An 11,396-nucleotide genomic window follows, 5' to 3' on the forward strand; every position below is an offset into this window, starting at 1 on the left:
CTTGCTCGCCAGGGGTTCGACAGGGCCGACGGCATCGTTCCGGCGACATCGGCCCATGACGATTGCCGCTGGTGAACTTGCGGTGCGGCCACTCAACCGTGCTGTCCTCGTCCGACTGGGGCGTGTCCGGGTCAGCGGACACGCGGGTGCCCATTGGATCCCCGCGCACGCGGCCGGTCCCGCTGCGCGGCAGCAAGGACGAGTGCCGATTCCGGGTCATGCCGAACGGGAAACGCGCCCGGATCGCACGGGTCCCGCCGGACGAGCCGTCGACGCGCCCGGTCCGACACCGCCGCTCCGGGACGCACGATCGCGGACCGGGACTGCGCTCGTTCCGGTTGCGCCCAACGGGAATCGTGTCGTCGCCGGACCGGTCTTTCGCTCGCTGGCGGGTTCTCGCGTTCGATCGCCGGTGGTCAGTCCACCGTGTTCTGACCGTCCTCGGCGCCGCTGTCTGCCAGCAGTGAGCCAGGGCGCAGTGACCATCGAAGCCGGTCGAGCACCTGCAGCGGCGTGGCGTGCTCGCCGTTCCTGCCGGGGCGGCTCTGGATGAGACTCGCGGGATCGCGGGGCAGCATGCCTTCGGCCTCTTCGAGAATCAGAGCCCTCAGGCGTTCGGCGTAGTCCTCCAACGTGACGTTCCCGGTGTCCTGATGGTGCAGGAAACGCACCAGTTCGGGCTCGGCCAACTGTTGTCCGCGCTCGTGTGCGCGCTTCCTGTGCCCGGCGTCCGCCGCCTGGCCTTTGGATCCGCGGGCGATGCTGAGATGCTCGCCGTAGCGTCCCAGCAGCCACGCCGCTTTGCGGGCCGCATCGCACGCGACGGCGGCCGTGTGCCGGAGGTCGTCGTCGCGCAGCATGGCCACCGGCAGCACGACACTCTCTGCCCGGATGTCGTCGACGACAGCGCTTTTCACGTCCAGCACCAGCGCGGTCCGTACGAGCCGCACCGTGTTGTGGTCGGCCGGTGCGCTCGCGGCCGCGTTCGCGAGCGCGGGCAGTCCTTCTCCCTGCTCGGCGCGCAGGATGGCACCCGTCTGCGCCCAGAGCGGGGGCGAGTCGAGCATGACCCGCAGCGGGGTCAACGCGGCCCCGCCGCGGTGCTTCTTGCTGCGGTTCTTCCAGCTCACGACCTGCTGGACGTGCGGGTCAAGGCGGCGACGGGCGATCTCGTGGGCGGCGTCGTCGTCGAGCGGGTCCCCGTAGCCCAGGTAAGCACCGGTCACGACGAGGGAACCGTCGTCTCGCCGGCGGGGGATGAGGCGGACGCGCCGCGACTGCCAGGTCATCAGGTCGCACGGCCCCCCGGGCAGCGGGCGATCGGGACCCGCAGGCGCGGGCGGTCGTTCCCAGGCGGGCAGGTCGCCGGGGTCGGCCTCGGCGGGATCGACCGGAAGGTTGAGCAGCAGCAGGTCCCGCAGAGTGCGCCCGTGCAGCAGGTGGATCGCGCCGCGCGCGCACCAGGCAGCGCCGAGCGGATAGATCTTGCCGCCTTTCGCGCGCGGGTCCTCGGGGGACGCGCCGCGGATGCCGCTGATGTCGTAGGCGTGGGCGTGCACCACCCACCGGGCCGCCTCGTCGACCGGCAGTTCCCGGCGCCTGTCGGAGTCGAACACGCCGCGCTGAGGGATCATGATCCGGGCGATGTCCGGATCAGCTTTCATGGCCAGGCCCGGGGTCTGCATGAACGGGGCGGCCGGGTGCAGCAGGTCGAACCCGTCGGCGTGGCGGTCGAGGTAGTCGTCGACCAGGTTTGCGGGCAGACGTGGCTCGTTCCACAACTGGGCGAGACTGCGCCGGTGCGCGCACGCGCGGACCAGGACGGCCATCAGCAGCCGGGCGATCGCGACCTCCATGGTCGCCGTGTCCCCAGTGAGGATCAGCTCATGCGCGCGGTGCAGCGCTTCCCTCAAGGACACCTCCCGTGCTCCCGCGGTGGTGTCGAGGGCTTCGATCCACGGTCTGTCCCGCAGGTCCCACGTCATCGTGGTCATTTCTTGGTCCATCCGATCACGCTGGTGCGGGAGACGTTGGCGGTCCGGGCGAACCCGCGCGCGCTGGTGATCCCGAAATTGGAGGGGTCCGGGTCGGTGACCATCTGCCGCGCGGCGGCACGCAGCAGGATCCGGTCCCGGTCCGCCGCGGCTCGGGACCGGTTGAAGTTCTTGCCCAGTTCCGCCACGACCTCGGACGGGTTCTCGGCCATCAACCGGTAGGCGACGATGTAGAGGTCTTCGCGGATGTCCTCGGTGTCCTGTTCCAGCTCAGTCCTGTCCTGGTCCTCATGCTGCGGCGTGCAGTACTGCTCGTAGATCGCGGCGAATTCGTCTGCGAGTCGTTGGATCTGGCGAACGGTGAGCCCGCCGTAGTCCTCCCCGAGCCAGTCCAGCACGTCCAGGCTCAATGCCTTTCCCGTCTCGCGGGCCAGGTACGCCCATTGCCCGTCGCTCAGATCCGCCAAGTCGAGAGGGGCGCTCCTGTGGTCGGCAACCCACGCCGCCATCTCGGTGGCACTCCGGGTTTCCAACAGGTCGTCCGCCACAGTCAGTTCGCTGATGCTCAACCTCGCGGTCACAGGGTCCTCGCTTCTCGTCGGCGAAACAGGAGAGTTTGCGGCTAGCGGGAGGCAGCGCAGTCGCCGGGGATGCGGCAGACCCGCACCTCCGTCAGTGAAGCTGCAGCGGCAATTGCGGCGAGGGGATGACCAGCAGAGCGCCGTCGCCGGACCTTGGCGACGGTTCCCTCTCCTCGCAGATCTACCACCAGGGCCTCCACGCCATGGCCAGCACTGTACATGTACAGCGGTGTACATGTTTGCTGGTCTTCTTCGGATGGGTCGGGATCGCGTCGGCTGCCGCTCCACGTGCTCCTGCACGCACCGGTGAACTCTTGTTCCAGACGCAGACGGCAGGAAACGCTGCCGCGCCGCTCCGGCCTTGACGCGGGAGACAACTTCGAGCAAAAGTGGAGTGAAGCCAGTTCTTGGGGGATCTGGCTGACGACCGCGAAGCTCGCAGACGCGCGCCGGGCCCCGGCTTCGTTTCATAGCGCGCATCCGTGTCGCCGCGTCGCAGAGCCTCGACGCTTTCCCCTCCGCCCCGTGCAGGCACCGCTGCACGGTCCTCGCCCGCATCCAATTTCCGGATTCGGGCCAGAACCGTTGCAGCGAAGGAGATCCCACGCATGCCTGACCCGATCGAACCGTTTCTCTCCCTCCCGCCCGATCCCACGCCGCTTCGCTCCTCGCGGCTTCAGCTCGTCGGCGGCGGCTCGAACATCCTTGTGGTGCCTGATTCTCTCGATCCGACGTCGAGCTGGCTGCCGGTCGCCGAGGCCCTTGTCCATTACCGGGTCTGGCTGCTGGACCGCTCCGACCCGCACGATCACGAGATCCGAACGATCGACGCCCTCGCCGACACCGTCGCCCGCGCTGTCGTCAGCCTCGGGGGCAGGCCAGCCGTACTCGGGCACGGCACCGGGGCAGTGGCGTTGCTCCAGGCCCTCATCGCGCAGCCCGACCTTCCGGTCGGCCGCGCGATCCTCTGCGAACCGCTGATTCCCGTGGCCGGCCGCTTGTTCGACCGTCTCCTGCCCGAAATCCGCGCCGCGATCGAGCGCCGCGATCTTGCCGAGGCGATCCGGCTCTACTTCGACCACGTCGCTCCGGTATCACGGCAGTCGGCCGACCGAATGACTGCCATGTCCTCCTTGCAGGCACTGGTCCCGGCCCTTGTCCCCGAACTCGCCCAGGTCGACCGGCTGGCCTGGACGACAGCTGACGCCGCACGCGTCACCGTCCCGGTCCTTCTGCTCGTGGGCGAACGGAGCGCAGGATACCCGGCCGGCGCCGCGTCAGCCGCGCTGGCCGACGCGATGCCCGACGCGCAAACCCAGGTAGTGCCGAAGCTTCGGCACTACGCGCACCCCCACGAAGCGTCGAGGATCGCCGACCGGATCGCGAAGTTCCTCGCCGAACCGGCGGACACCTCCGATGCGGCCGCGGCGTGACGGGCAACCGGCGTATGACCTCCAGTACGCCGCAGCAGCAGCCCCGACCACGCCCCGCAGAAGCCACCACGACGGTTGAAGCGATACCGTCGCCCCCGTCCGCGGCAAGCGGAGGCGCGGTGAGGCTGTCCGCGAACGAGTCGCATCTGCCTCCGGTGAAGGACGCGCAGCGGGCCATGGCCGCGGCGCTGTCATCCGCCCACCGGTACCCGGACGCCACATCCGCCGCACTCATCGAGGCAATCGCGACGCAGCTTTCGGCCCGCGAGGACGAGATCGTCGTCGGGCCGGGGTCGTCCGCATTGATCCGTCGCCTCTGCGCGTTCGCACGCAGAGGCGACGATCCCGAGGTGCTGCTGCCCGAACCGGCGTTCCAAGCCCTGCCGCGGCTGGCCCGCCAAGCAGGCCTCGACCACCGCACCGTCCCCCTCGCTCCCGATTGGACGATCGACCTGGACGCCACGGCCGACGCGATCCGGCCCGACACGACGCGCATGGTCGTCATCAGCAACCCCCACAACCCGACCGGGACGATGCACGGCACGGCGGCGCTGCAACGGTTCCTGGACAACGTGCCGCCGCAGGTGCTCGTGGTGTTGGACGAGGCGTACATCGAGTACGCATGCCTCGCCGACGAAACCATCGCCCTGGCACGCCGCCAGTGGGCCGCCGGCCGGGCGAACCTGGTCGTCACCCGCACCTTCTCGAAAGCTCACGCCCTGGCCGCGCAACGGATCGGATATCTCCTCGCCCCCGCGCAGATCGCCCAAGCAGTAGCCGCCGCGGCCGTGCCGTTCGAAGTCACCGCGACTGCCCAGGCCGGAGCACTGGCGTCGTTGCACGCGTCCGGCCGGATCCGCCTGCGGTGCAAACGCCTCGGCCAGGAACGAGACCGCGTCACCGAACGCCTCGAGAAACTCGGCTTCCGGATCCCGCCGTCCGCCGCCAACCACGTATGGCTGCCCCTCGGCCGACAGTCGGACAGCTTCGCCGCACGCTGCCTGGAATTCGGCTGCGCAGTGCTGGCCTATCCGGGGTCGGGCGTACGAGTCACCATCGGCCGCGAACCGGACGACGACCTCTTCCTCGCAGCCGCGCGAGACTGGACAAGAGACCATCGTTCGTGAGTTGTGCGATGCGGTTGCAGACGTCGGATCCTGCCAAGGTGACTGCCTCGGCAGAACCCGACGTCTGCAACGTCCTACGCCTCACGTCGCATCGCGCGTGGAATCGGGGCCCTAGACACCACGACCTGACGGATCCGCAGCCAAGCACAGTCAGGATTGGCTACACGGTGTGAACAAGGCGGGCTTGATGGCTCCCGAAGCAAGTGCCTATCAGCTCAGCGATACACTAACTTGTGCCTTGAACAGGCTTGCCGGCATAGCTCAGTTGGTAGAGCAACCGCCTTGTAAGCGGTAGGTCAGGGGTTCGAGTCCCCTTGCCGGCTCCATCCGGCCTGTACGGCTAGCCAACTGCCACGCCGGCGACGGATTTTCTTACTTCGGCTCAGTCTCAGTCAGCACCTTGATGATGGAAGCGGTACTGACCACTTTTTTCTTCTTCCCCACACGAATCACTCTCGCGGGAAACGTCCCCAGGTCGACCAAGGCATACCCCTGACTCTTGGAGATGCCGAAAGCCGTGGCCGCCTGCGCCACCCCGACAGTGCTCGGCCATCCTTCGATTTCTTTCAGCGTCGGCCGGTTCATCGCACGACCTTGCTATCCGCAACATCGAAGAGCACATCGACTCGCACGCGCAAGCAACGCGAGAGGTGCACCCGTCGGAGCGGAGCCAGCGTGCGCTGACCGCGTTCGACTCGACTGAGCATCGACTGACTCACTCCGGTGAGGTCCTGCACCTCTCGCAACGTCAGGCCACGATCGCGCCGCCATTGACGGAGCTTTTGCCCGCCCTGGACGTTCCTGTCCCCCATGGTTCTTCCATCCCCCTCAGATGCTGGCGATCCAACATCCCGAGTGTCACCGGGAGATCGTCTGCTTGTCAAGCAGTCAGACGAGGTGTAGAAAGTCCTTGTGGCACCACCACCTCGGACACCACGAGCCGTCATAGGCGGGAACTTGCGGCGCATCCGGGAGGAACTGGGCATGACCCAGCACGAGACCGCACGCCACCTGGCGCTATGCGGCCTGATGTGGAGCCGCCAGAAGCTGTCAGCAGCAGAGCAGGGTTTGCGACCAATAGAGATTGAAGATCTCATCTTGCTCGCAATCGCCTTCAACACGCCGCTGACCGAATTCCTGAAAGGAGCTGGCCATGTAGAAGTAGGTGCAGTTTCTCTCGAATTGCGCCTCATTCAGCAGGTTCTTCGAGGCGAACATTTCCGGAGCGAGCTATCCACCCTCGGTCCGACCGAACGCCTTCGAGAACTGACCCGCGCAATCAATCTGAAAGGTAAGATCGACTCAGCGTTGCACCCTGAGGCCGTCGAGGCCGACTTCGATCTGGCACGCAAACTAGGGGTGCCCCTGGAAGCAGTCACCAGCACGGCGTACTCCATCTGGGACAGAACCTTGACCGAGGAACGAGACGCGCAAGCAGTAGCATTTTCCGATCTCCCCATCCGGCAGAGGCAAGCTCAGCGTGGCCATGTCACGCGCGCACTGACCCAGCAACTCGAATCAGAATTGAGGAGGCGATCCCTGCTGGACGACGGAAAGGAGTAGATATTCCCAGAACGTATGATCCACTAATCAAGACTATTCCCCTTAAAAATGGGAAATTTAGCTACCGGTGGACAATTGACGTCGGCAAAAATCCTCGCAAGCAGATGTCTCGAACATTCAGCGACATCGACGAAGCTCAAGAAAGCTTGATCGAGGTTCGACATGAACTGAACATCGGAACATTTATTCCCCCGTCCGACATAACCGTTGCCCAATATATTGAACAATGGCTCCCCGGCGAACGGCGGGGCCTCCGCAAGAAATCATTCACAGACCTTAAGGGGTCCCTGCGGCCCTACATAGAGCGACTGGGGTCCCGCCTGTTCCAATCCGTCACAAAGGCCGACATCAACGACGTCGCAACCTGGATGGAAACCAAAGGAAGAAAAAGGGGAGGAAAGCCCGGAACAGGCCTTGGTCCGTCCAGCGTAAGGAAGACCCTGAGGAATGGCAGCAGAGTCTGGGAGACTGCCAGGATAGAAGGAATAGTTCGAGTCAATGTAGTGGCACTGGTAACACTTCCCGCGTACTCGCCGCCCGAGCAGTCAACCTGGAAGAAGGATGGCGTTGCCACATTTCTTCGACGCGCTAGAAAGGATCGACTACATTTAGCGTTCAGGCTTTCACTTTACGGATTGAGGCGCGGCGAAGTCCTCGGGCTGAGATGGGAGGAAGATATCGAATGGGGATCGTTAGCCGAGCCCTGCGCCAAGCATCGTATGTCGTGGTGCGCCCCCTGCTACCAAACGGATAACCCAGATTACAAACTAGTCCACATCAACATTCGACGAACCAGAGTAACCGACAACTACGAAGTTTACATAGAAGAGCCCAAGTCGGACGAAAGCAAAAGGAGGTTGCCTCTGGACCGCGCCGCCGCTCTCGCTCTTCACGACCTGCAGGTGCTCCAGGTCGAAGAAGCAGCGGCCGCCGGGACCGCGTACAACCACTCCGGCTGGGTCGTGGTTGACAGCCTGGGAAACCCGCCACACCCCGACTGGTACAGCGACGAGTTCCTCTGGCTAACCAAGATGGCCGGACTCCCCCGCATCAAGCTTCACGGGTCCCGGCACACAACGTTCAGCTTGATGCACAAGGCGGGAGTTCCGATCGCGATCATCGCCAAGTGGGCCGGGCATGCAGACCCGGCGTTCACGATGCGAACCTATGTTCACGCCGACGACGAGGACCTCAAGGTCGGCCTGCGAGCCCTCACCGACCTGCACAGCGACTAGACGATGAAGAAACATACCGTCGGTCGTGAAAGCCTGTGAGACGATCAACACGAGAACCCATCCGACAAGGCCTCTCTAGTTAACCCAGCAAACGGCCTTGACCTGGACTTTCACCCGCCGCTAGACGATGGCCAGCGTCCCCGGATTGAGCGCGGAGAGCCTGCGGGCATCTTTTTACAAGACAGATGCTCTACCAACTGAGCTATACCGGCGCGCACCCGGCGACGGGCGCGCCGAAAGTATATCGGGCCGCCCCGACGACACCCGGACAACCCGCCCCAACCCCCAGGTCAGACCCGAAAACCGGCGCGATCCGACCCCATCCGGCACGATCGTGATCAGATGTGGTGGACGCCACTGCAACAGCTGGGGCGGTACGGCCGATGGTCCCCGGGAACGAACGAGGAGGTGGGGATCGATCATGAAGATCAACGAGCGTGCCGGCCAGGGGCTGCGCGCAGACGGTGGCCGGTTCTCGAGCCTCCGCACCCGCGGTCAAATCAGCGCCACCGGCCGAATTTGCTGCGCCGGCGCGCCTGGCACATTCTCGAGGCCCCGACCGCGGAGCAGCCCGCCGTCGAGTCCGAGGAGGCGATCGGGCCGAAGCCGCCCGACGACGCGACCGTCAACTTCGTTCTGGATCTCACTCTGCGGATCGGCGAAGTGCAGATGTCCAGCGGTGCCGGTGCTTCCGACGTCACCGCGACGATTCTCGCGCTCACCTCGGCGCTCGGGCTGCCGCACTGCGAGGTCGACGTCATCTTCACGTCGATCACGGTCACCTGTCACCGCGGGACCGACCTCGCGCCGGTTACCGCGCTGCGCGTCGTGCGGACTCGCAGCCTCGACTACACGCGGCTGACCGAGACCGAGGCTCTCGTGCGCCAGATCGTCCGCGGCAACACCGGAGCCGAGGAAGCGGTCACCGAGCTGGACCGGATCACGTCCGCTCCGCACCCGTACGCGCGCTGGACCGCGACCGCTGCCTGGGGCGGGCTGGCCGGGTTCATCACGCTGCTGCTCGGCGGCGGCATCGACATCGCGCTCGTCGCGGTCGTCATCTCCGCCGCGGTCGACCGGATCGGCAGGCTGCTCAACAAGGTCAACCTGCCGTTCTTCTTCCAGCAGGTGGTCGGCGGGCTGATCGCGACGCTCTCGGCGATGATCATCGTCAGCAGCAACATCCTCACCACCGACCGGCCGACATTGGTGGTCGCGGCGGCGGTGACCGTGCTGCTGTCGGGACTGTCCACGGTTTCCGCGGTGCAGGACGCGATCACCGGCTACTACGTCACCGCGTCCGGACGCTCGATGGAAACCGCGTTGATGAGTGCCGGGCTGATCGCGGGCGTGGTGCTCGCGCTGCGGATCGCGGTGCTGCTCGAACTGCCGCGCACCCCGTTGCCCGACGTCCCGGTGTCGACCGCGCAGCACCTGCCGATCATCGTCATCGGCGGGGCCGGCGCGGCCGCCTGCTTCGCGCTCGCCTCGTACTCGAAACTGCGCGCGATGCTCGTCGCCGCCGCGGCGGGGGCGATCGGCGCGCTCGTGTACGGCGCGCTGATCATCGCGACGCTCGACGCGGTGAGCGCTTCGGCGATCGCGGCGACGCTCGTCGGGTTCTGCGGCGGCGTGATGGCGCGGAGGCTGAAGGTTACGCCACTCGTGGTGGCCGTGTCCGGGATCACTCCGCTGCTCCCGGGTCTCTCCACCTATCGTGGTCTATACCAATTAGCGGTTTCGCCAGGCGGCAACATCTCGACCCTGATGACCGCGGTCGCCGTCGGGCTGGCCCTCGCGGCGGGCGTTGTACTGGGCGAATACCTCGCCCAGCCGGTGCGCACCGGGCTCGGCAGGCTCGAGCGCAGGCTCTCCGGACCCCGCCTCGCCGGGCCGATGGAGCCGACCGAACGGCGTTTGGAGTAACCAGTTGGTCACCGGCCGGTGACTCCTCGCGCGCTAGGGTTCCAGTGGGGCCGCGACCCGCCGATGACGAGGGAGCAGCTGGAGTGACTGACGCGATCGCCGAACGGAACAGCGCACCGTCCGCGGACTTCGTCGTGGTGGCCAACCGGCTGCCCGTCGACCTGGAACGCACCGAGGGCGGCGAACAACGCTGGACCGCCAGTCCCGGCGGACTGGTCTCGGCACTCGAACCGTTCCTGAGGTCCCGCAAGGGCGCGTGGGTCGGCTGGCCCGGCGTACCGGACGTCGAGGTGGACGAGTTCGACGACGACGGGCTCGTCCTGCACCCGGTGTCGCTCACCTCGGCCGAGGTCCGCGACTACTACGAGGGCTTCTCCAACGCCACGCTCTGGCCGCTGTACCACGACGTCGTCGCCCGGCCGGTCTTCGACCGGTCGTGGTGGGACAGCTACGTGAAGGTCAACCGCCGCTTCGCCGAGGCCAGCGCCACCGTCGCCGCGCAGGGGGCGACCGTGTGGATCCAGGACTACCAGCTGCAGCTCGTCCCCACGATGCTCCGCGAGCTGCGGCCGGACCTGCGGATCGGGTTCTTCCTGCACATCCCGTTCCCGCCGGTCGAGCTGTTCATGCAGCTCCCGTGGCGCGCGGAGATCGTGCGCGGCCTGATCGGCGCGGACCTGATCGGCTTCCACCGGCCCGGCGGCGCGCAGAACTTCCTGTGGCTGGCCCGCCAGCTGGTCGGTCTCGAACCCACGCGCGGCGCGGTCGGCGTCCGGTCCCGGCCGGGCATGGTCCAGGTCGGCGACCGCACCGTGCGCGTCGGCGCGTTCCCGATCTCGATCGACGCGGCCGGCCTCGACGCCCTCGCCCGCAGCAAGGGCGTGGCCGAGCGTGCCAAGCAGATCCGCCGCGACCTCGGCAATCCGAAAGCGGTGCTGCTCGGCGTCGACCGGCTCGACTACACCAAGGGCATCGACCTGCGGCTGCAGGCACTGCACGAGCTGCTCCACGAGGGCAGGCTCGAACCCGGCGACGTCACGTTCGTGCAGCTGGCCACCCCCAGCCGCGAACGCGTCGAGCACTACCAGCGGATGCGCGGCGAGATCGAGCAGATGGTCGGCCGGATCAACGGCGAGTTCGCCCGCGTCGGCCACCCGGTCGTGCACTATTTGCACCAATCCGTGAACCGCACCGAGCTGGCCGCCTTCTTCTCCGCGGCCGACGTCATGGTCGTGACTCCGCTGCGCGACGGGATGAATCTCGTCTGCAAGGAGTACGTCGCGTGCCGCCCGGATCTGGGCGGTGCGCTGGTGCTGAGCGAGTTCGCCGGCGCGGCGGCCGAGCTGACCAGCGCGTTCCTCGTCAACCCGCACGATCTGGACGGGGTGAAGAACGCGTTGGCGGCTGCCATTACGCTCGACCCCGCCGAGGGCCGACGCAGGATGCGCGCCATGCGTCGCCAGGTCCTCACCCACGACGTCGACCGGTGGGCGCGTTCGTTCCTCCAGGCGCTGGGTGCCGAACCGGCCGACTGACC

The 11,396-nt window shown here is 66.6% G+C and carries 10 protein-coding genes and 1 tRNA gene; 7 read left to right on the forward strand and 4 right to left on the reverse strand.

Going from position 1 to position 11,396, the window contains the following annotated elements:
* Positions 1-416 precede the first annotated feature (416 nt).
* Together casA and RPX00_RS09950 are read right to left on the reverse strand one after the other, a co-directional pair.
* A complete protein-coding gene (casA, locus tag RPX00_RS09945; RefSeq protein ID WP_406639234.1) occupies positions 417-2,006 on the reverse strand; it encodes a type I-E CRISPR-associated protein Cse1/CasA in 1,590 nt (529 codons plus the stop codon).
* On the reverse strand, positions 1,991-2,575 hold the full coding sequence (locus RPX00_RS09950) for a hypothetical protein (protein ID WP_406639235.1): 585 nt from the start codon (positions 2,573-2,575) through the stop codon (positions 1,991-1,993). The genes casA and RPX00_RS09950 overlap by 16 nt, the downstream gene beginning before the upstream one ends.
* A gap of 608 nt (positions 2,576-3,183) precedes the next feature.
* Here RPX00_RS09950 and RPX00_RS09955 point away from each other — a divergent pair.
* The 3 genes from RPX00_RS09955 to RPX00_RS09965 all read left to right on the forward strand — a co-directional run bounded on the left by RPX00_RS09955 (position 3,184) and on the right by RPX00_RS09965 (position 5,461).
* Positions 3,184-4,008, forward strand: a complete 825-nt coding sequence (locus RPX00_RS09955) for an alpha/beta fold hydrolase (RefSeq protein ID WP_406639236.1) — start codon at positions 3,184-3,186, stop codon at positions 4,006-4,008.
* Positions 4,009-4,127: 119 nt separating this feature from the next.
* Positions 4,128-5,135 carry an aminotransferase class I/II-fold pyridoxal phosphate-dependent enzyme gene (locus RPX00_RS09960; protein WP_406639237.1) on the forward strand — a complete coding sequence of 336 codons (1,008 nt, stop codon included), beginning with the start codon at positions 4,128-4,130 and terminating at the stop codon, positions 5,133-5,135.
* Between the two features lie 250 nt (positions 5,136-5,385).
* A tRNA-Thr gene (locus RPX00_RS09965) sits at positions 5,386-5,461 on the forward strand.
* Positions 5,462-5,507: 46 nt separating this feature from the next.
* On the opposite strand, the gene RPX00_RS09970 is transcribed toward RPX00_RS09965, so the two are convergent.
* Both RPX00_RS09970 and RPX00_RS09975 read right to left on the reverse strand, forming a co-directional pair.
* A complete protein-coding gene (locus tag RPX00_RS09970; protein WP_406639238.1) occupies positions 5,508-5,720 on the reverse strand; it encodes a DNA-binding protein in 213 nt (70 codons plus the stop codon).
* Complete coding sequence (locus tag RPX00_RS09975) at positions 5,717-6,121, reverse strand: helix-turn-helix domain-containing protein (RefSeq protein WP_406639239.1); 405 nt, start codon at positions 6,119-6,121, stop codon at positions 5,717-5,719. Before RPX00_RS09975 ends, RPX00_RS09970 begins: the two co-directional genes overlap by 4 nt.
* On the opposite strand from RPX00_RS09975, the gene RPX00_RS09980 reads away from it, so the two are divergent.
* From RPX00_RS09980 to RPX00_RS09995, 4 genes are all read left to right on the forward strand, one after another.
* Positions 6,048-6,698 (forward strand): helix-turn-helix domain-containing protein, encoded by a 651-nt coding sequence (locus RPX00_RS09980; protein WP_406639240.1) that lies wholly within the window; start codon positions 6,048-6,050, stop codon positions 6,696-6,698. The two genes, RPX00_RS09975 and RPX00_RS09980, sit on opposite strands and share 74 nt — an antisense overlap.
* A 104-nt stretch (positions 6,699-6,802) precedes the next feature.
* Entirely contained in the window at positions 6,803-7,933 is a 1,131-nt protein-coding gene (locus RPX00_RS09985) for a tyrosine-type recombinase/integrase (protein ID WP_406639241.1), read from the forward strand.
* A gap of 408 nt (positions 7,934-8,341) precedes the next feature.
* Positions 8,342-9,859: a threonine/serine exporter ThrE family protein gene (locus RPX00_RS09990; RefSeq protein WP_406639242.1), complete on the forward strand. Its 1,518-nt coding sequence runs from the start codon at positions 8,342-8,344 to the stop codon at positions 9,857-9,859.
* A gap of 83 nt (positions 9,860-9,942) precedes the next feature.
* Positions 9,943-11,394 carry a trehalose-6-phosphate synthase gene (locus tag RPX00_RS09995; RefSeq protein ID WP_406639243.1) on the forward strand — a complete coding sequence of 484 codons (1,452 nt, stop codon included), beginning with the start codon at positions 9,943-9,945 and terminating at the stop codon, positions 11,392-11,394.
* Positions 11,395-11,396 lie beyond the last annotated feature (2 nt).

Source organism: Amycolatopsis sp. WGS_07 (genome assembly GCF_045278895.1).
Lineage (GTDB): Bacteria > Actinomycetota > Actinomycetes > Mycobacteriales > Pseudonocardiaceae > Amycolatopsis.

What these genes read in the sequence shown, in the direction of transcription:
- RPX00_RS09975 (WP_406639239.1), bottom strand. Translation starts at nt 6,121, where the DNA reads ATGCCCAGTTCCTCCCGGATGCGCCGCAAGTTCCCGCCTATGACGGCT.
- RPX00_RS09985 (WP_406639241.1), top strand. Translation starts at nt 6,803, where the DNA reads ATGTCTCGAACATTCAGCGACATCGACGAAGCTCAAGAAAGCTTGATC.
- RPX00_RS09970 (WP_406639238.1), bottom strand. Translation starts at nt 5,720, where the DNA reads ATGAACCGGCCGACGCTGAAAGAAATCGAAGGATGGCCGAGCACTGTC.
- casA (WP_406639234.1), bottom strand. Translation starts at nt 2,006, where the DNA reads ATGGACCAAGAAATGACCACGATGACGTGGGACCTGCGGGACAGACCG.
- RPX00_RS09955 (WP_406639236.1), top strand. Translation starts at nt 3,184, where the DNA reads ATGCCTGACCCGATCGAACCGTTTCTCTCCCTCCCGCCCGATCCCACG.